The sequence below is a fragment of the Mesorhizobium sp. M4B.F.Ca.ET.203.01.1.1 genome (assembly GCF_004791025.1).
In the GTDB taxonomy this organism is placed as follows: Bacteria; Pseudomonadota; Alphaproteobacteria; order Rhizobiales; family Rhizobiaceae; genus Mesorhizobium; species Mesorhizobium abyssinicae.
In genome coordinates this window covers 1-19,809 of sequence record NZ_SRUO01000015.1, presented here as the reverse complement: position 1 = coordinate 19,809, position 19,809 = coordinate 1, and the positions used below count along the sequence as shown (strand labels likewise).

Annotated in this window: 16 protein-coding genes and 1 pseudogene; 10 read left to right on the top strand and 7 right to left on the bottom strand. The window is 64.6% G+C overall.

From position 1 onward, the window contains the following. Positions 1–94: 94 nt before the first annotated feature. Both EN846_RS25705 and EN846_RS25700 read left to right on the top strand, forming a co-directional pair. On the top strand, positions 95–1,357 hold the full coding sequence (locus EN846_RS25705; protein WP_245493363.1) for an efflux RND transporter periplasmic adaptor subunit: 1,263 nt from the start codon (positions 95–97) through the stop codon (positions 1,355–1,357). Then, on the top strand, positions 1,354–4,437 hold the full coding sequence (locus EN846_RS25700; protein WP_127282653.1) for an efflux RND transporter permease subunit: 3,084 nt from the start codon (positions 1,354–1,356) through the stop codon (positions 4,435–4,437). Before EN846_RS25705 ends, EN846_RS25700 begins: the two co-directional genes overlap by 4 nt. A gap of 153 nt (positions 4,438–4,590) precedes the next feature. Here the strand turns inward: EN846_RS25700 and EN846_RS25695 are convergent, their stop codons facing one another. Beyond that, the gene (locus tag EN846_RS25695) at positions 4,591–5,049 is read right to left on the bottom strand and encodes a L,D-transpeptidase (protein ID WP_127311127.1); all 459 of its coding nucleotides are present in this window, start codon (positions 5,047–5,049) and stop codon (positions 4,591–4,593) included. A 347-nt stretch (positions 5,050–5,396) separates the two neighbouring features. Between EN846_RS25695 and EN846_RS25690 the strand changes: the two genes are divergently transcribed. Both EN846_RS25690 and EN846_RS35275 read left to right on the top strand, forming a co-directional pair. Further along, entirely contained in the window at positions 5,397–5,729 is a 333-nt protein-coding gene (locus tag EN846_RS25690) for a hypothetical protein (RefSeq protein ID WP_127282651.1), read from the top strand. Between the two features lie 32 nt (positions 5,730–5,761). Continuing rightward, complete coding sequence (locus EN846_RS35275; protein WP_187331470.1) at positions 5,762–5,929, top strand: hypothetical protein; 168 nt, start codon at positions 5,762–5,764, stop codon at positions 5,927–5,929. Positions 5,930–5,993: 64 nt separating this feature from the next. Here the strand turns inward: EN846_RS35275 and EN846_RS25685 are convergent, their stop codons facing one another. Then, entirely contained in the window at positions 5,994–6,680 is a 687-nt protein-coding gene (locus EN846_RS25685) for a response regulator transcription factor (RefSeq protein WP_127282650.1), read from the bottom strand. Between the two features lie 46 nt (positions 6,681–6,726). Between EN846_RS25685 and EN846_RS25680 the strand changes: the two genes are divergently transcribed. Together EN846_RS25680 and EN846_RS25675 are read left to right on the top strand one after the other, a co-directional pair. Beyond that, the gene (locus tag EN846_RS25680) at positions 6,727–7,503 is read left to right on the top strand and encodes a response regulator transcription factor (RefSeq protein WP_187331469.1); all 777 of its coding nucleotides are present in this window, start codon (positions 6,727–6,729) and stop codon (positions 7,501–7,503) included. A 230-nt stretch (positions 7,504–7,733) separates the two neighbouring features. Continuing rightward, a complete protein-coding gene (locus EN846_RS25675; RefSeq protein ID WP_245478382.1) occupies positions 7,734–9,821 on the top strand; it encodes a hybrid sensor histidine kinase/response regulator in 2,088 nt (695 codons plus the stop codon). A gap of 262 nt (positions 9,822–10,083) precedes the next feature. Here EN846_RS25675 and EN846_RS25670 read toward each other — a convergent pair whose 3' ends face one another. Beyond that, complete coding sequence (locus EN846_RS25670) at positions 10,084–10,488, bottom strand: hypothetical protein (protein ID WP_127282675.1); 405 nt, start codon at positions 10,486–10,488, stop codon at positions 10,084–10,086. Positions 10,489–11,001: 513 nt separating this feature from the next. Here EN846_RS25670 and EN846_RS25665 point away from each other — a divergent pair. Further along, on the top strand, positions 11,002–12,204 hold the full coding sequence (locus EN846_RS25665) for an aromatic ring-hydroxylating dioxygenase subunit alpha (protein WP_127391306.1): 1,203 nt from the start codon (positions 11,002–11,004) through the stop codon (positions 12,202–12,204). A gap of 270 nt (positions 12,205–12,474) precedes the next feature. Here the strand turns inward: EN846_RS25665 and EN846_RS25660 are convergent, their stop codons facing one another. Further along, a complete protein-coding gene (locus EN846_RS25660) occupies positions 12,475–13,893 on the bottom strand; it encodes an aminotransferase (protein ID WP_127391305.1) in 1,419 nt (472 codons plus the stop codon). 315 nt (positions 13,894–14,208) lie between these two features. On the opposite strand from EN846_RS25660, the gene EN846_RS25655 reads away from it, so the two are divergent. The 3 genes from EN846_RS25655 to EN846_RS25645 are packed head-to-tail and all read left to right on the top strand — an operon-like array spanning position 14,209 to position 17,076. Further along, positions 14,209–15,126 carry an ABC transporter permease gene (locus EN846_RS25655; protein WP_127286991.1) on the top strand — a complete coding sequence of 306 codons (918 nt, stop codon included), beginning with the start codon at positions 14,209–14,211 and terminating at the stop codon, positions 15,124–15,126. Next, positions 15,123–15,947 (top strand): ABC transporter permease, encoded by an 825-nt coding sequence (locus EN846_RS25650; protein WP_127391304.1) that lies wholly within the window; start codon positions 15,123–15,125, stop codon positions 15,945–15,947. Before EN846_RS25655 ends, EN846_RS25650 begins: the two co-directional genes overlap by 4 nt. 55 nt (positions 15,948–16,002) lie before the next feature. Next, positions 16,003–17,076 carry an ABC transporter ATP-binding protein gene (locus EN846_RS25645; RefSeq protein ID WP_127391310.1) on the top strand — a complete coding sequence of 358 codons (1,074 nt, stop codon included), beginning with the start codon at positions 16,003–16,005 and terminating at the stop codon, positions 17,074–17,076. Here EN846_RS25645 and EN846_RS25640 read toward each other — a convergent pair. The 3 genes and pseudogenes from EN846_RS25640 to EN846_RS25625 form a co-directional block, all read right to left on the bottom strand. Further along, the gene (locus EN846_RS25640) at positions 17,040–18,350 is read right to left on the bottom strand and encodes a flavin monoamine oxidase family protein (protein ID WP_127287035.1); all 1,311 of its coding nucleotides are present in this window, start codon (positions 18,348–18,350) and stop codon (positions 17,040–17,042) included. The genes EN846_RS25645 and EN846_RS25640 overlap by 37 nt on opposite strands. Continuing rightward, positions 18,347–19,423 carry an extracellular solute-binding protein gene (locus tag EN846_RS25635; RefSeq protein ID WP_127391303.1) on the bottom strand — a complete coding sequence of 359 codons (1,077 nt, stop codon included), beginning with the start codon at positions 19,421–19,423 and terminating at the stop codon, positions 18,347–18,349. Before EN846_RS25635 ends, EN846_RS25640 begins: the two co-directional genes overlap by 4 nt. 284 nt (positions 19,424–19,707) lie before the next feature. Then, positions 19,708–19,809: pseudogene (locus EN846_RS25625) on the bottom strand (IS110 family transposase); the annotation flags it as partial.

Here is a 19,809-nt window from a genome sequence, read left to right as displayed (position 1 = left end):
CGGTACAGTAAGATCGCCATCATTTGAAAGCGGGGCCTGTCTTCGATATTTGTCCCGCTGTTCGACGACTATGCCGGACGCCGGCCGAGGGGGACTGTTCGTGAAGCGCTTCTTGATCATCACCGGAATTTTGCTTCTGCTCATCCTGGTGTGCGGCGGCATCGTTGGCTTCAACCTGTTTCGCGACAGCGCGATCAAGCAGTATTTCGCCACCATGAAGCCGCCTGCGGCGACCGTGTCGACGGTCATCGTCAAGCCGTCCGACTGGACGCCCGGCGTCGAGGCGATCGGCACCGTCAGCGCCGTGCGCGGCGTCGATCTGACCGTTGAAACCGCCGGCATCGTCAAGAGCATCATGTTCCACGCCAACCAGAAGGTTGCCGACAACGCCGTGCTGCTGCAGCTCGACGATGCCGTCGAGCGCGCCGATCTCGCGGCGGCCAAGGCGCAGAACGTGTCCGACCAGACGGCGCTGGAACGCGCCATCGAATTGCAGCGGCGCGGCGTCGGCACCGACGCCACGCTCGACACCGCGCGGGCGACCGCGTCGGCCTCCGCCTCGCAGGTCAACAAGCTGCAGGCGGTGCTCGACCAGAAGCAGCTGACGGCGCCCTTCGCCGGCACGGTCGGCATCCCCAAGATCGACCTTGGCCAATATCTCGCCACCGGCTCCTCGGTGGTGACCCTGCAGGACCTCGACACCATGCGGGTCGACTTCTCGGTGCCTGAACAGCAGCTGCCGCTGCTCAAGATCGGCCAGACGGTGCGGCTTGGCATTGGCGGCGGCAGCAGCGACATGCCGTTCGCCGGCGCCATTCGCGGCATCGACCCCAAGATCGACCCGGCGAGCCGGTTGGTCTCGATCCGCGCCGAGGTCGCCAATCCCGAAGGCAAGCTGACGCCGGGCCAGTTCGTCCAGGTGCGCGTCGAACTGCCGGAGGAGCCGAATGTCCTCGGCCTGCCGCAGACGGCCCTGACCTCCAGCCTCTATGGCGACTTCGTCTTCGTCGTCCGTCCGGCAAAGCCCGCGGCCGGCGCTGCCGCTCCGGCGGCCAAGCCCGAAGAGAAGCCGGACGCGACAAAGACCGGCTCAACCCCGCAGGCCAAGCCGGACGAAAAGCCCGCCGATGCCGCGGCCAAGCCGGCGGAGGGCGAAAAGCCGGAGCTCGTGCTTGCCCAGGTCTTCGTCAAGCCCGGCCGCCGCAATGCCGGCATGGTCGAGATACTGGAGGGCATCGCCGCTGGCGATGAGGTCGTCACCGCCGGCCAGAACCGGCTCTTCAACGGCATGTCCGTTGCTGTCGACAACACGATCGATCCGACCAAGCCGGCAAACAAGCAGGCCGCACAGCAATGAATTTCTCCGACATCTTCATCCGCCGGCCGGTCCTGTCGACCGTGCTTGCCTGCATGATCCTGCTGCTGGGTTTCCAGGGCATCTTCAACCTGTCGATCCGGCAGTATCCGAAGGTCGAGGAAACCGCCATCACGATCACCACGGCCTATCCCGGTGCTAGCGCCGACCTGATCCAGGGCTTCATCTCCGCCCCGATCGCCCGCGCCGTCGCCTCGACCGAGAACATCGACTACGTCACCTCTTCGAGCCGGCCGTCGTCCAGCACCGTTGTTGTTCAGATGAAGCTCGGCTCCAATCCCGACGTGGCGCTGACCGAAGTCCTGTCCAAGGTGCAGGGCGTGCGCGGCACTTTGCCTGATGCCGCCAAGGATCCGGTGATCGTCAAGGGCACCGGGCAAGAGTTCGCGATGATGTACATCTCGATGCAGAATCCGAACATGACGAAGGAGCAGCTGACCGAATATATCGAGCGTGTCATCCGCCCGCGCATGTCGACGGTCGAGGGCGTCGCCGACGTGCAGATCTTCGGCGCCGAGGAATATTCGATGCGGGTGTGGATCGACCCGGTCAAGCTTGCCGCGCGCGGCGTGACGGCTGCCGAGGTGCTGACCGCCATCAACGACAGCAACTTCCTGTCGGCGCCCGGCAACACCGAGAACGAATACGTCGTCTCCTCGATCACCGTGCGCTCGACCTTGCAGACGCCGGAGGCTTTTGCCGCCCTGCCGCTGCGCTCCAAGGACGGCAATGTGGTCAGGCTGCGCGACGTGGCGCGCGTCGAGCTTGCCGCGGCAAGCACCGACACCCGGGTGAGCTTCAACGGCAAGCCCGGCACCTTCCTTGCCATCTTCCCGACGCCGGCCGCCAATCCGCTGACCACGGCGGCGGCGATCCACAAGCTGGTGCCGACGATCCAGGAGACGCTGCCGCAAGGCATGTCGATCGAGGTCGTCTACGATTCCACCGAGCAGATCAGCGCCTCGATCGAGGAAGTGTTCAAGACCATCGGCGAGGCGGTGGCCATCGTCATCGTCGTCATCCTGCTCTTCCTCGGCTCGTTCCGCTCGGTGATGATGCCTATCGTCACCATTCCGCTGTCGTTGATCGGCGTCTGCTTCCTGCTGTTTGCGGTCGGCTACTCCATCAACCTACTGTCGCTGCTGGCCATGGTGCTGGCCATCGGCCTCGTCGTCGACGACGCCATCGTGGTGGTGGAAAACATCCATCGCCACATGGAAGAGGATCACATGTCGCCGATGCAGGCGGCGTTCAACGGCATGCGCGAGATCCTGTCCGCCATCGTCGCCATGACCATCACGCTGGCCGCCGTGTTCGCCCCGCTCGCCTTCACCGGCGGTCTCACCGGCGCCCTGTTCCGCGAATTCGCGGTGACGCTTGCCGGCTCGGTTGTGCTTTCGGGCATCATCGCCATCACCATCACGCCGATGATGTCGGCGCGCATTCTCAAGGCAGGCTCGCACAGCCGCTTCCAGCGCATTGTCGACGGCACTTTCGGCCGCGTCGAGCGCGTCTACGAGAGGATGGTCACCAGCTCGCTCAGAAACCGTCCGGTGACGCTGCTGATCGTGGTCGCGCTGGTCGCGCTCACCGGCTTCATGTTCACCAAGACCTCGAGCGAACTGGCGCCGGAGGAGGATCAGGGCTTCCTGCTCTCGATCGTGACCGCGCCGCGCTATGCGACCTCGGATTATACCGAGACCTACGTCAATCAGATCCTCGGCCTGGTCAGGGACATCCCCGAGACGCGCGCGCAGTTCTCGGCCGTCGCCTTCGGCGGCGCCACCAACGGCGCCTTCGTCGGCTTCGCCTTCAAGGACTGGGCCGAGCGCAGCCGCAGCTCGAAGGAGATCCAGGAGGACATCACCGGCCGGCTTGCCAAGGTGGCCGGCGTCGAGGCATTCGTCTTCGCGCCGCCGACGCTGCCCGGTTCGGGCGGCGGCCTGCCGATCTCCTTTGTGGTGCGTTCCACCGGCGACGCCTCCGAAGTCTACCAGGCGGCCGAGGATATCAAGAACAAGGCGCAGGCCTCCGGCCGCTTCATCGTCGTGCAGAACTCGATGTCCTATGACGCGCCGCAGGTGACGGTCACGATCGACCGCGACCGCGCGGCGGCTCTCAACCTGCCGATCGCCGATATCGGCCGCACGCTGACGCTGCTCGTCGGCGGCGCCGAGGTGGCGCAGTTCGACCGTGACTCCAACAGCTACGACATCATCCCGCAGGTGCCGCAGGAATTCCGCGACAACCCGGAAAAGCTGTCGCAGTATTTCGTCCGCAGCGCCTCGGGCGACATGGTGCCGCTGTCGGCGGTGGTGAAGATTTCCACCAACGCGGCGCCCGCCGCGATCGAGCAGTTCAACCAGCTGAACTCGGCGACGATCTCGGCCCTGCCGCTGCCCGGTGTCACAACCGGCGACGGGCTGAAGGCGATCGAGGACATCGCCAAGGAGACGCTGCCCGAAACCTTCTTCGTCGACTATGCCGGCCAGTCCCGGCAGGAGAAGGAGCAGGGCAACACGATCATGATCGCCTTCGCCGCGGCCGTGCTCGTCATCTACCTGGTGCTGGCGGCGCAGTTCGAAAGCTTCCGCGACCCGCTGATCATCATGATGGCGGTGCCGCTGTCGATCTTCGGCGCCATCGTGCCGCTCAATATCGGGCTCGGCACGCTCAACATCTACACCCAGGTCGGCCTGATCACGCTGATCGGCCTGATCACCAAGCACGGCATCTTGCTGGTCGAGTTCGCCAACCAGCAGCGCGAGCTGCATGGCATGCGTCGGCGCGACGCGATTGTCGCTTCGGCCAAGGTCCGGCTGCGGCCGATCCTGATGACCACGGCGGCGATGGCGCTCGGCGTCGTGCCGTTGATCACCTCCAGCGGCGCCGGCGCCGCCGCCCGTTATTCGATGGGCCTGGTGATTTTCACCGGCATCCTGGTCGGAACCATGTTCACGCTGTTCGTGGTGCCGATGTTCTACACCTTCATCGCCAGCAAGGACCTGCCGCATCATGCCGAGAAGCCGGATCCCAACCTGATGCCGGCGCTGCAGGACTGACGGAAACGAAAGACAAAAAAAGAGGCCGGAAAATTCCGGCCTCTTTTTTGGTTGGGCGTTTACCGCGGAAGAAGCAATGCCTCTTCAGGCGGGAGGCGGAACGGATGAGAGGAGGTTTTGCCGACCCTCCTCGCCGCCTTCGACCACAGCCAGCTACTTGACGATGACGATGCTGGTGTTCGACGGGCCGAAGGCCTGGACGAGCTGGTAGAAATCGGCCGCAGCATCCGGGTGCAGCCGCACGCAGCCATGCGAGGCCGGCTGTCCGAGGCGCTTGATGGCATAGGTCGCATGCACGGCGTAGCCGCCGCTGAAGAACACCGAATGCGGCATCGGCGCGTTGTCGTACTTCTTCGAATACCACATCTCGTGCAGGCGGGTCGGCTTGAACGAGCCGGTCGGCGTGACATGCGACCTGTCGCCGGTCGAGACCTTCCAGGCGAAGGTCGGCCGGCCGTCCACCAGCACTTCCATGGTCTGCTGCGAAAGCGAGACGCGCGCCAGGATCTGGTTGGCGTGGGCGGCGCCGCTGCCGGCGCCGAAAAGCAGGGCCGCGCCAGTCAGGGCAGCGGCGGTGATGTTGATAAGCCTGGCGGAAATGGTGGTGCTCATGTTGTCCCCTCTCTCTGCCGGTCGGGGCCGGCTCCAATTCGATGCCGGACTTATCGCTGGGTGATGTTTCAAGCCGATTTCGCTTGATGCTCACATTTGTTTCGAATCTGTTTCCCCTGGTTAACAAGCCCGACGTTGGGCGTGGTCGGGCGCATGCCGTATGGTTAACGCCTGGTTACCGGCTTGGGGCTGCAACCCCCCCAAACGAAAGCCGTATGTCTCTGATATGAAAGCGATACGGCCGACGCCGAAACCAGCCTGCAACAAAGCGCAGCCCGTGCGGCATGATCCCGATACAAGCCGGCAGCACAGTTGACGCAACGGGAACAGACGACAGCAAAACGAAAATGGGCAGGAAAACGAACCTACGCTCCTGGCTTCTCCGGATAAGCGTCGCTGCAATCGTCCTCGGCGGTGTCGGCTCTGTTGCCGGCAACCCGGCGACGACACTTGCAGCCATGAATTCCGGCGAGATTTCGACGCTGCATGCCGCGCTGTTCATCGCCACGGTCTGGATCGTGTCCAGCCTGCGCGTTAACCGGCTGAAGGCCCTCTGGCGGGTCGGCCTTCGGCTGAAGTGGATGCGCGGCGCCTCCGGCTACTTGCTGCCGAGAGGACCGAAGGCCCGCGCCGCTGCGGGGGGCTCCGTGGGCGGCGCGGGCGCTTCGGGGGTTTCCTGAAGCGAAACCGCATAGTTGAAGGGATGGAGCCAATGAACACGAAATCTGCCGCAGCCGTGCTTTCCGCATTGCTCTACGCGCAAGGCCTTCTGGGCTTTGCCGGCCTTGCCACTGTCCTCTTGCGCGACCGTGCCCAGGCTGAGGTGGTCGCCATCGCCAGCGATGCGCCATCCGGCCCATCGGCCATCGTGCTGCGCTGAGCGAGAGCATCGGACCAGAATGGAAACCGGTCCGATGCTGAAACAATCGTACAGTCTGGCTGATTCAATCGACGCGCTGCGTCGGCGGGTCGAACCGGTAGCCGGCGCCGCGTATCGTGGTGATGGTTTCGGTGTCGAGCTTGCGGCGCAGCCGCACGATGCGCGAATCGATCGAGCGGTCGAAGGCGTCGGCGTTTTCGGCCGGCGCCGCGGCGATGATGTCGTCGCGCGTCAGCACCTTGCGGGGGCTTGCCAGAAACAGCTTGAGCAGCGCCACCTGGCCGGGCGAAAGCTGGTCTTCCGCGCCCGAGCGGTGCATGACCATCGCCGACCGCAGATCGACGGTCGCGTTCTCCAGCACGATCAGTTCCCCGGCGGCCCTGCCGCGCCGCGCCAGCAGGCCGCCGATGCGCGCGGCCAGTTCCCTGACGTTGAGCGGGCTCTCGACGACGTCGGCGGCACCGAGCTCGAGCGCCAGCACCTTGTCGACCAGGTCGGCCGGCCGGCAGATCAGGATGAAGTCGGGGCCGCCCTCGCCGCCAAAGCGGCGAAGCAGATCGCGCCCCTCGGCCTGGCTCACACTGTCGCCGACAACCACCACATCGATGCCCTTGGCCGAAAGCAGCGATTCCGCTTCCCAGGGCTGGCGCGCCGCGCGCACGTCATGACCGCGCCGCTCGAGATGGTCGGCAAGGTCGCCCGCCACCACTTCGGCGACGGAAACGAGCGCGATGACGGATCGTGCGGCCATTTTTCTCCACCCTGCGACAGACATCTCAAGATGAGTGCTGGACATCATGTTTATACCCAATCTACTTTCCGCTGAAAGCGGGAGCCAGAGCATAGTGCGGGCAAGAATTGTCGTCGTCGAGGACGAGCCTGACCTGAGGGATGCCGTCGCCGAGTATCTCGGCGCCAGCGGGTATGACGTGGCGACGGCCGAAAGTGCCGCCGCGGCGCGGAACCTGCTTGAGACGCAATCCTTTCATCTCGCCATCCTCGACATCGCCATGCCCGGCGAGGACGGCCTGTCGTTCGGTCGCTGGCTGCGCTCCAGGACCCCGATCGGCATCATCTATGCCACCGCTGCCGGCACCGCGCTCGATCGCATCGTCGGGCTGGAGCTCGGCGCCGACGACTACATCGTCAAGCCCTACGAGCTGCGCGAGGTGCTGGCACGGGTGCGCAGCGTGCTGCGCCGCGTTCCGCAACCGGCGGAGCCCCAGGCGGCCAAGCCTGAAACCGGCACTGGCCGGCGCATGAGCTTCGGCGCCTTCCATGCCGATCTCGACGGCAGGCTGGTCACCGGCGCCAACGGCGCGGTCGTCGACATGGCCAAGAGCGAGTTCGACGTGCTGGAAGTCTTCCTGACCCGAGCCAACCGGCTGCTGACACGGGCCGCGATCTCCGAGGCGATCGGATTCGTCGAGGACCCCGAATCGTCCCGCGCGGTCGACATCCGCATCATGCGGCTGCGCAAGAAGATCGAGGCCGATCCGGCCAACCCGAAGTTCCTGCGCACGGTGCGCGGCGAAGGCTATATCTTCTCGCTCCCCGCCGGCGACGGCAACTAGGCCCGAGCCAGGGCGGCCTGGATCGATTTGAGGTGCCGTCATGTGGCGATGACGGCCCGGGATTTTCCAGATCCGCAACCATCGACGCCGCGCATCCTTCCGGATGCGCAAAGAACGCTGTAGCATTTTGGTCCTGCGTATGGTTCCTGCGGGAAACCGTGGTCGATTTTTCCGAGCCTGTGTGCTCAATTTCATATCTTGCCGATCTGGCCCTGGGTGACGTGTTAGACATGACTGCTGCAGCCGCGCGCACCGACACGCAAGCCACCCGCCAGGGCGCGGCAATGGCGGCTGTCCGCGTCGTGCGCCGGCTCCGAGAGGCCGGCGACTGGCAGCGCGAGATGGACGTCATCCTGGAGACGCTCTGCCGCGCCATGGACTGCCAGCGCGGCATCCTGTTTCGACTGCGCGAGCTTCCCGGCCAGGGCTTCGCCCAGTCGGTCTCGGCCTACTGGATCAATCCCGACTTTGGCGGCGAGCTCGCCTCTCCCACCGTCATCATGCAGTCGATCATCAATTCGGATCCGCTGCTGGAGCGGCTGCAGGAGGACGAGCGGCAAGGCAAGGTGTTTGCCGGCCATACCCGCGATCTCGACGGTTTCCTGAGGGCCGACTTCGAGAAGCAGAACATCAAGTCGTTCCTGTCGGTATCGGTTTTCGCGCACGGTCACCTCTGGGGCACGCTGGCGGTCAACGACTGCGTCGCCGAGCGCGAATGGACCGACGAGGAAGAGGCGACGCTGCACATCATCGCGCTCGCCATCGGCGACGCTATCGAGCATTCGCCCTCCGACGCCCATGCCAGCGAGGTCATCCGCCGCACCATGCTGCAGGCCTCCCTCGACGCCATCGTCGTCATCGACGAGACCGGCTCGATCATCGAGTTCAACCCGGCGGCCGAGAAGATGTTCGGCTTCCAGCGCAGCGACATTCTCGGCAAGGACCTGCTCGACACCATCGTGCCGATCTACTACCGCAAGGGCTATGCCTCAGGCGCCGAATACATGTCGGGCCGCGGTTCGCCGATGGTCGGCCAGCGGCTGGAGACCGTGACCCAGAATTCCGTCGGCGAGGTATTCCCGATCGAGCTGACCGCAACCGAGATGCGGGTCGCCGACCGTCGGTTGATCTTCGGCTCGATCCGCGACCTGCGCGACAAGCTGCGCGCCGAGGAGGAGATCGGCCGCCAGCGTGAGAAGCTGCACCAGAACGAGAAGATGGCGGCCATGGGCTCGCTGCTGGCCGGCGTCTCGCATGAGCTCAACAATCCGCTTGCCGTCGTCGTCGCGCAGTCGACGCTGCTGCATGAGTTCGCCAGCGACCCGCAGACCAAGGTGCGCGCCGAGAAGGTGCGTGCCGCGGCCGAGCGGTGCGGCCGCATCGTCAAGAGCTTCCTGTCGATGGTGCGCCTGCATCCGACCGAGCAGGCCGAGACCGATCTCAACCAGGTGATCCGCGCCGCGCTGGAAGTCACCGCCTATGGCGCGCGCTCCAGCGGCATCATCATCGACACCGATTTCGCCGCCGGCCCGCTGCTGGCCATGGCCGATGCCGATCATGTGACGCAGGTGGCCGCCAACTTCCTCGTCAACAGCCAGCACGCGCTGGCCGGCGTCGCCGGCGACCGGCTGATCAAGGTGCGCACGTTTCGCAGCGAGCGCGGCAATCCGGGCTTCTCCGTCGAGGACAACGGGCCGGGCGTGCCGGACGCGATCCGTTCACGCATCTTCGAATCCTATTTCACGACCAAGCCGGTCGGCGTCGGCACCGGCATCGGCCTGTCGATCTCGAAGTCGATCATCGAGCGGCACAATGGCAACATCTGGTTCGAGGAGGTGCAGCCGCACGGTGCCCGCTTCGTCGTCCAACTGCCGGCGATTACCGCCGGCCCGGCTGCCGGCACGGACAGCCCGACACGTTCGAGCGGCCTGCGCCACGCGCTGATCATCGACGACGAGCCCGACGTCGCCGGCTCGCTCTCCGACATACTGGAGTTGATGGGCGTCAAGTCGCGGGTGGTGCCGGCCTGGACATCGGCGGCGTCGATCCTCAGCGGTCAGATGCCGCCCGACATCGTCTTTTCCGACCTGCGCATGCCCGGCACCAGTGGCATATCGATCTATCGCGAGCTGCTCGCCGAACGGCCGGCGCTGGCGCAGTGCTTCGTGCTGGTCACCGGCGATCTCATCGGTGCCAAGGCCGAGATCGAGGCGCTGCCGCCGCACCAGCGGCCGCAGATCCTGGAAAAGCCGTTCAGCACGCTCGATGTGCGCGGCGTGCTTTCGGCGATAGCCGAGCAGGCTTCCGTCGAGAGCTAGGATTAGGCGCCCTCGGGATCTGTCAGGCCGAGCCGGGAATGGCGGTTTGAGAGAACCGGAACGCAGCGTACTTTTGCTACGCGAGTACCGGTAGCGACCGCCCTACGCAGGCCGGCCTCACTTGAATATCAATAGATCCCAAAAAAGAGGCTCCCAACCGACTATGCGGTGGGAGCCTGACTCGAGCGCAGGAGGAGCGCTCTGGGGAGGTCAAAGCGTGATTGCGAAGCGGGGAACTGTTTCGCGGATCACGTTCGACAAATCAGAAGACGTTCGGCGTGCTGGTCAGCGGAGCGGCATTGGCGATCATGCGCACCGCGCGTTCCCTGTGCTTGCCGGACTGCTCGGCAATGGCGCGCAGGCAGTCGGCGCTCTCGGCGCCCCAGGCCTGGCCCTTGCAGGCGAAATCGATCTGCGGCATCGGCAGACGCCCGGTCTTGATCGTGGTCGGCGCGCCATCGACGACACCGGCCGGCGGGTCGAACGACGCGAAGGCGGGGCCTGCCGCCGGTGTGAAGAACATGCCGGCGAAGGCAATGGCGCCAATCGCCATGAACATTGCCATCGGATGGTCGCTGGCGCGCTGGCGCAGCGCCAGCTTCGGACGCCGGTCGCTGCGCTCCGGAGCCTGGAGGCGCTGGTTGGCGGTCTCGACTTTCGTGAACATCGCAATCCCCTTCGTTGTCTTTCTTTTTTCTATGAAACGAATTTAATCGCACCCGGTAACGGGGGAATGATACGCGAGGCCTGCCCGTGTAACTGGCTTGAAACAGAAAAATCGGGCACGATCGGGCATATTCGGTCATGCGCCGATTTTCGTGTTCGTTTGCGATGCTGTTCCATAAGCGAGACCTGAAAGAGCGACATCACAAGCCGGAGCAATGCGCCGACGCGACGTTGCGGACTATGAGCAACCTCACACTTCGCGAGCGAAATCGCGTCGGGTCATATCGCCGGGGAACTGCCGTTTTCGCGGCCCGGCCTGCTCAATCCGGACGCGGCGGTGCCGGCGTCCGGAACCCCAGTTAACGCTCGGATTTTCCGCGATTTTTCCCAACCAGACGGGCTGAAGATCGACGCAGGCCTTGCGCCGCGAAAATTTCATACTTTCGCAAACCATTGCATTTCAATGGAAAATATGTTTATATTGAATGAGCATTCAACAAAAGAAGAGCCTCCCATGAACCCGCATCTGCGTGACGTGGCGATCCCCAACGATTGGGACCGGCGGGGTTTGCCGGGCTGGAGCTATCACTCCAACGCCCTTCTCGAACTCGAGAAGGAATACGTCTTCCGCAACCATTGGCAGATCGCCGGACATGTCTCCGACGTGCCCAATCCCGGCGACTATCTGACCATGGATGTCATCGGCGAGCGGGCGCTGATCGTGCGCGGCAAGGACGGCGTCGTGCGCGCCTTCAACAATATGTGCCGCCATCGCGGCAGCCGCGTCGTCGCCGACAGCCAAGGCACCTGCAAGAACGCACTTGTGTGCCCGTTCCACGGCTGGGTCTACAATCTCGACGGCACGCTGCGCGGTGCTGCTCGCCCGCGCTCTTTCCCCGACCTCGACAAGACCGAGTTCGGCCTGATGCCGCTCGACCTCGAAATCTGGATGGGCTTCATCTTCATCCGCTTCCGCAAGGGCGGGCCGCAGCCTTCGGTGGCGGAGCTCTTGAAGCCGATCGAGGCCGAGATGGCTCATTACAACGTCGCCGAGATGGTGCCGTCCTGGGGCATCTGGACGCAAAAGTCGCCGGTCAACTGGAAGTCGGTGCGCGACGTCGACAACGAAGGCTATCACGTCGCCATGGCGCATCCTGCGCTGCAGGATCTCTATGGCGCGACTTATTTCGACGAGCCCTTCGTCAACGGCGTGTCGCGCTCCTTCGCCACCTACAACCCGCATGCCGGACGGCGCTGGAGCGTGCGCGAATACATCAAGCTCGCGCCCGACGCCTCGCACCTGCCGGAGCACCTGCGCAAGGCCTGGATCTATTACGGCATCTTCCCCAACAACGCGCTGTCGATCATGCCGGAATCCGTGCAGTTCTATCAGGAGTTCCCGTTGTCGACCGGCGAGACGCTGCTGCGCGGCGCGATCTACCGCTACAAGGACGAGACCAGGGAGCAGGCCGCGGCGCGCTACCTCGCCTACCGCATCGACCGCGACACCATGAACGAGGACGTCCAGCTCTCGGTGTGGTCGAACGAATCCATGCTGTCGGAAGCGTTCGGAGGGTTCTATCTCTCCGACCTCGAATACGGCGTGCGCACCCACCACGACCATCTGCGCAGGCAGGTCCCCGTGCTCGGCCTGGAGACGGCCCCGGAGGAAAAGGACATGTGGGCGCTGAACGACGCGTTGCGGTCGAGGGGGTAGCACCTCTCTTCCTTCTCCCCGTTCCACGGGGAGAAGGTGCCCGAAGGGCGGATGAGGGGCGGCACCAACGCCTTATGATTATGCTTGCTCGCAACCTCAAGGTTGATCGTCAAACTGAAGGTCGTAAGCTGGCGCTGCACGGCGCTGGGCCAGGACGGTTATGATTTCAGGCAGATGAGGTCCTGAACCGCAGCCAATCGCCAATGTCGGCGCCGCCCCTCATCCGCCTGCCGGCACCTTCTCCCCGTGAAACGGGGAGAAGGAAGAAAATCACCCCCGCCAGACGCCCTCTTTCCTGAGATCGTCCATCGTGCGTGAAATGCCTTCGCGCAGGATCGCCACCATGTCGTCGATCTGTTCGCGCGAAATGATCAGCGGCGGCGACATCACGCACATGTTGATCAGCGGCCGGACCAGCAGGCCAAGCTCGTGGCAATGCGCGTCGATGCGTTTTCCGACGTCCTTGTCGAGCTGCAGCGGATTCCTGCTTTCGCGATCGGCGACGCATTCGATGCAGGCCATCAGCCCCATGCCGCGCACCTCGCCGACCAGCGGCAGTTCCTCCAGCGTCTTCAGCCGCGCCTGGAAATAGGGCGCGACCTCGCGCGCGTGCGCCAGCACGCCCTCTTCCAGCAGGTCGAGGTTCTTCAGCGCCACCGCGCAGCCGATCGGATGGCTGGTGTAGGTGAGGCCATGGCCGAACAGCGCGTCCGGATGGTTGGAGCGCCGCAGCTGCTCCAGCAGCCGTTCCGAGATGATGACGCCGCCGAGCGGGAAGTAGCCCGAGGTGACGCCCTTGGCGAAGGTGATCATATCCGGATCGATGCCGAACACGTCGCCGGAGGCAAAGACGTGCCCGAGCCTGCCGAAGCCGGTCACCACCTCGTCCGAAACATAGAGGATGTCGTTGTCGCGGCAGATCTCGCGGATGCGCTGGAGATAGCCTTCCGGCGGCACGATCACGCCGCCGGAAGCCTGCACCGGCTCGCCGACGAAGGCGCCGATCCTCTCGGCGCCGACGCGGGCGATGGTGTCGCGGAACTGACTGACCAGGAAATCGGTGAAGGCAGTAGGGCTCATCTCCTTCGGCCGCCGGAACGGGTCGGGCGAGGAAAGCTTGACCACCAGCTCGTCGGCGCCGTCCATCCAGTCGCGGTCGCGCGGACGGCCATTGAGCGAGGCCGACAGATAGGTCGAGCCGTGATAGGCGCCGCCACGGCTGAGGATCAGCTTCTTCTCAGGCCGTCCCCGCACATTGTTGTAGAACTGCATGAAGCGCAGCGCCGTCTCCACCGCGGACGAGCCGCCGGTGGTGAAGAAGACATGGCTGAGCTCGCCTGGCGCATGGCCGGCGATGCGCCAGGCGAGTTCCGCCGACGGCGCATTCATCGTGTACCACGGCGTGTTGTAGGAGAGCGCCATCGCCTGGTCGTACATCACCCGCGCCAGCTCCTCGCGGCGGTGGCCGACATTGAGGCACCACATGCCGGCCGGCCCGTCGATCAGCCGCTTGCCGGACGCGTCGGTGATGTAGATGCCGTCGCCCTCGCCGATCAGCGCGCGCGCCTCGGCACCGACCGAGCCGGCATACGGCCAAGGCTGGACGAGGTGGCGCTTGGCCAACTCCACGGCATCGTCATCGCCGGCCTCGTTGCCTTCCCGCGCCCTGATCTCCCTTGCAGCCGCCATAATCGCCTCGTGTGGTTGTGGGCCCTTCGGTGGACACAGAATGACGCGACAAGTCCCGGAAAATCGGTCTTTCTTCACTTCATTTTGAATGTCCGTTCAATCAATATTGCAGAAATAGCGCTTGATTTCAATTGGCGGATGCGCTCATGATGAAAGAAAGCCGGCAAGCCAGGGCGCGGCCAGCAAGACGGGTCACCGGTTTGCATTGGGTCGCGCTACAAGGACAAATGGGAACAAGCCGCCGGGCCTGAGAGATGGGAGCCACATGGCGGAATTGTTCGTGCCAGCAAGCGAAATCACGCCCGGAGCGCTGCAATGACGGCGGCTGCCGAAGGGTCGCCTCCGCTGCGCATGACGCAGGTCAGGCGAAGTGCCCTTCTGCAGTCGGAACCCGTCCAGGGCTTTGCCCTGATCAGTCCCACCTTCCTCTATGCCCTCATCCTGCTGGTGCTGCCGATCCTGGTGGTCTTTGCCCACTCCTTCTGGACGCAGAACTACCTCACCATCGACCACACCTTCACGCTGGAGAATTACCGCGTCGCGCTCACCGAGCCGATCTATCGCGATCTGTTATGGCGCTCGCTCTACATTTCGCTGACGGTCAGCGTGCTCACCGTGATCCTCGCCTACCCGATCGCCTATTTCATTTCCTTCCATGGCGGTCGTCACAAGAGCCTGTGGCTGTTCCTCATCACCATCCCGTTCTGGACCAGCTACCTGCTACGGGTCATGTCGTGGAAGGTGATCCTCGGCTACAACGGCGTCTTGAATTCCGGCCTGATGGGTCTCGGCATCATCGATGAGCCGTCGACGGCGCTGCTCTACAATTCGAGCGCCGTCATCATCACGCTGACCCATGCCTGGGCGACCTTCGCCATCCTGCCGATCTTCGTTTCGCTGGAGAAGGTCGACCGTACGCTGGTCGAGGCTGCGACGGATCTCGGCGACGGCCCGCTGCGCTCGTTCCTGCGCGTGACGCTGCCGCTGTCGACGCCGGGCGTCGTCTCGGCGATGCTCATCGTCATGATCCCGACGGTCGGCGACTATGTCACGCCGAAGCTGGTCGGCGGCAAGGACGGCGTCATGATCGCCAACGCCATCCAGGCGCAGTTCGGCAAGGCGTCGAACTGGCCGCTGGGCGCCGCGCTCTCGGTCACCACCATGGTGATCGTGACGCTGATGGCGGGCGCCACGGTGCTGATCATCCGCGCCGCGCAGAGGCTGGCTCGATGATGGCGATCAAACGCTTGCTCCCAGGCGGCTGGCTCTCGGCCTATGCCTTCCTCTATGTCGCTTTCCTCTATCTGCCGGTGATCTTCCTGCCGATCTTCTCGATCAACACGGCAGCGACGCCGAAATTCCCGCTCTCAGGCGTCACGCTCAAATGGTACGAGGACCTGCCGCGCACGCCGGCGCTGATCGACGCCACGTGGAACAGCCTGATCGTCGGCGTCTCCGCTTCGGTGCTGTCGACCGTGCTTGGCATCCTGGCCGCCCGCTCGATCACCCGCTATCGCTATCCCGGACGGCGCGCCATCAACGGCCTGATCATGGCGCCGCTGGTGCTGCCTGAGGTCATCGTCGCCATCTCGATGCTGCTGGTGATGCTGCAGCTGGGCCTCAGCCTGTCGCTGTTCACCGTCGTGCTCGGCCATGTGCTGGTCTGCATACCCTATTCGATGACGGTGCTGACCTCCGGCTTCGAGGGCTTCGACCGCAGCCTGGAGGAAGCCTCCGCCGATCTCGGCGAGAGCGCCTTCGGCACCTTCCGGCGGGTGACGCTGCCGATGGTGATGCCGGCGATCATCTCCAGCCTGCTCGTCTGCTTCACCATCTCGCTCGACGAGTTCATCATCGCCTTCTTCCTGACCGGCACCGAGGCGACGCTGCCCATCTACATCTGGGGTCAACTGCGTTTCGCGGCCAAGCTGCCGGGTGTGCTGGCGCTGGGCACGCTGCTGCTCTTCGCCTCGTTCCTGCTGATGACCATTGCCGAGATCCTGCGCCGCCGCGCGGCCAGCCGCACCCGGAACGAGGGAGGCCTCTATGCCTGAATTGTCCCTGGCCGAACGGCCCCACCAGTCCGAGCGACCCCAGTCCGAGCGGGCCATGATCGAGATCCGCGACGTCACGCGCAGCTACGGCGCCTTCAAGGCGCTGGACGATGCCTCGCTGACCATCAAGGAAGGCGAGTTCTTCTCGCTGCTTGGTCCCTCGGGCTGCGGCAAGACCACGCTCTTGCGCATGATCGCCGGCTTCGACAATCCGACCAGCGGCTCGATCGCCGTCGGCGGCCAGCCGATGGATGGCATCCCCGCCAATCGGCGGCCCACCAACATGGTGTTCCAGAGCTATGCGATCTTCCCGCATCTCAACGTCGAGCAGAACGTCGCCTACGGGCTGAAGCGGCTGAAGCTGCAAGGCGACGAGGAACGACGCCGCGTCGAGGAGGCGCTGGCGCAGGTGTCGCTGACCGGCCTCGGCAAGCGCGGCGCTACCGAACTTTCCGGCGGCCAGCGCCAGCGCGTGGCGCTTGCCCGCGCGCTGGTCATGCGTCCCAAGGTGCTCTTGCTCGACGAGCCGCTCTCGGCGCTGGACAAGAAACTGCGCGAGCAGATGCAGGTCGAGCTGCGCCGCCTGCAGCAGGCGGTCGGCATCACCTTCGTGCTGGTAACCCACGACCAGTATGAGGCGCTGGCCATGTCGGATCGCATCGCCGTGATGTTCGGCGGCAAGATCGCGCAGGTCGCCTCGCCGAAGGAAATCTACCAGCGGCCGGTCAACCGCCAGGTTGCCGACTTCCTCGGCGGCATGAACTTCGTCAAGGCCGAAATCGTCGAGGAGAACGGCGCCTCGCTGGTGCTCGACACGCTGGGCTTTGGGCGTGTGAGGACAGACAAGCCGAAGGCCTTCGTCCGCAACGGCGGCCAAGCGACGCTCGGCATCCGGCCGGAACGGCTGCGCGTGCTGTGGGACAATGCGACGGCGAAATTCGAGGTTGCCGGCAAGGTGGTCGAGCGCCACTATTTCGGCGAGATCACCCACCTGATCGTCGAGATCCCCGGACTGGAAAAGCCGCTCTCGGTGACCGAGACCAACGATTTCGGCGCCGACGACATCCCGGTCGGCGCGCCGATCCGCCTCGCCTACGATCCCGAGGCCCTGGTGGCGATGGCGGACTGAAGGCCAGCCAGGATTTTTCCGGCGGCGATGCGCCCGGCCACGATCGCGCCTTCGACATAGGCGGGGAATGACGGCGACACCTCCGACGAGGCGAAATGCACCGGCGGCGCGCCGGCGAGGATCGTGCGCTCGGCATCCCGCGCCGTCACATCGACAATGAGGTCGCTATAACCACCGCCGCTCCAGCGGTCATCCGTCCAGTCGCGCTGGTTGAAGTCGAGGATATCGGCCGCCTCAGGACCGAGCGCATCCACGAGCTTGGCGGTGACTTCGGCGCGCAGCGCCGCGGCGCCCAGCTTGCGGCAGCGCAGCGCCAGGGGTCCGCCGATGAAGACGACCAGCGCCGCATGCCCTGCATCCTTGCTGGCGTCGCAGGCAAACAGGCCCGGCATGTCGCGCCACATCACCATGCCGCTCAAGTCCCGATCGCGCCAGAACGGCTTGCGGTAACGGACCAGGATCTTGACCACGGCGCCGCTTTCCCAGACGCCAAGCGCTTTCGCCAGCTTCGTCGGCAGGGCGGGCGCGAAATCGATCTTCGCGGCCGTGGCTGGCGGCACCGCAACCAACGCTTGGCGCGCCTCGATCGTACCGCCGGCCGTGGTGACGCGAACGCCTTGCGGTCCGTGCTCGACCCGCGTCACCGGTTCGTTCAATCGCAACCGGTCGCCGAGATCGCCGGCCAGATCCTCGGCCAGCGACTGCATGGTCTCGCGCAGAAAATATTGCAGCTCCGGCACCTCGTTGGTGATGCGGCGATCATTGTCGATCAGATACCAGAGCGGCACCTTCTCCAGCGCCAGGCACCAGAGACCCTCGATCATCGAACGGAAGGCCGCCTTCGCGTCGGCGCTGTCCTTCTGGCGCCCGAGCCAGTCGGCGACGGTCAGCCCGGCAATCGCCGGATCGTCCGGCTCGATCCCGTTCAGCCGGTCGCGGATCGCCATCGCCGCGACATAGGTCCGCTCCGCCTGCGCGGCCGACATCGGTGGATGGGTGATGAAATCGCCATCGACATAGGTCTCGACGAATGTCTTGCCGCGCGCCCTGGCCAGCGCCATCAGCTCCGGCATGTCCTCGCACAGGAACTGGCCGCCACTGTCGATCCGTTCGCCGAGCCCGTTCAGGATGGCCTCGACCCGCCCGCCGACCCGGTCACGCGCTTCGAGAAGCAGGAAATCGATGCCGGCGCGCTTCAGCTCGAGCGCCGCCGTCAGGCCGGTGAAGCCGCCGCCGACGAGGACGACCTCGGTTCTTTCGACTGCTGTCGTCAATAGCCGGCCTTGATCTTCTCGAACTCGGCCACCATCCGCTGCTTCAGCTCCGGCGCCACCGGCTGCTGGAACAGCGTCTTGTCGAGGAACTTGTCCAGATTGTCGAAACCGCGCTCGGCCAGGATCTTGTGGTCGAGCGCCGCCATGCCGGCGGCGTTGCCGTGACCGTAGCCGAAGGTCTTGACCAGATAGTCCGATACGCCGGGCGCGTTGACGGCGCTGAGGAAATCATAGGCCTGGTCGAGCTTGCCCGGCGCGTCCTTCATCAGCACGTAGCCGCACACCCAGGTCGACAGGCCTTCCTTGGTGTCGCGGTTTATCTCGATCGGCATGCCCTGGCCCTTGAGCGTCACATAGGTCTCGTTCCAGCCCCAGACGAGATCCACCTCGTTGCCGGTGAAGGCCTGGTTGAGGTCGGTGTCGTCGGTCCAGTAGAAGCGCACATTCTTGTGCACCTGGCGCAGGAAGTCGGACGCCTCCCTGAACTTGGCATCCGTCATCTTGGTCCAGTCCTTCAATCCGATCACCAGGCTCGCCAGCGCATAGGCGTCGTCGACATTGTCGCCGATGGTGACACGCCCCTTGAACTTCGGATCGGCGAAGATCCTGAGCGATTGCGCTTCTTGCGCCGTCACCTTGTCGATGCGGTAGAGCAGCGAGGTGTTGCCCCAGTCGAAGGGCATGAACCAGGCCTTGCCGTCGGCTGTGGTGGCGAGATCCTTCATCGCCATGATGCCAGGGTTGAGGTCCTTCCAGCCAGCGATGCGGTTGGTGTCGAGCGGCTGCAGCAGGCCTGCCTCGCGCCATTTGACCACGCTTTGCGAGCAGGGATGCGCGATATCGGCCTTGAAGCCGGCGCGCATCTTCTCGAACGCCTCGTCCTCGTCGCCGAAGAAGGAGAAGGTCGGTTCGGCGCCGTATTTCGCCGCGTAGCCGGAATGCAGCAGCGGGTCCTCATAGCCCGACCAGTCGAAGACGATGAGATCGCCGCCGCCCTCCGCAAGCGAGTAGGCCACGCCGGCTCCGACCGTGCAGGCGGCGGCGAGAGCAAGGCGGCGAAGCATGGAATTCATGACGCGAAACTCCCCCATCGCGAATACGTTTCCGCGAGGTTAGGAGAATTGCGGGCCCTTGGCGAGGCCGCTCGCTCCGCTTCAATCTATGGCTGAGATCACGAAATTGTCGAAGTCTGCGCAGCCCCTCATCGCCCTGCCGGGCACTTCTCCCCGTATAGTGACGGGGAGAAGGGGCTGGCCGCAACCTCGTCGCCTTTCCTGAAACGTTAGCGATTGGCGAAACCGGCGATGACAGCGCCCCTCTCCCCGTCACTATACGGGGAGAGCGACTGTCTTGGCTGTCAAGCTGTTTGCCATGGTTTTTGGTCGCGGATGATGGCGTTGAGAATGGTCAGCAGCTTTCGCATGACGGCCACGACGGCGACGATCTTCGGCTTGCCGAC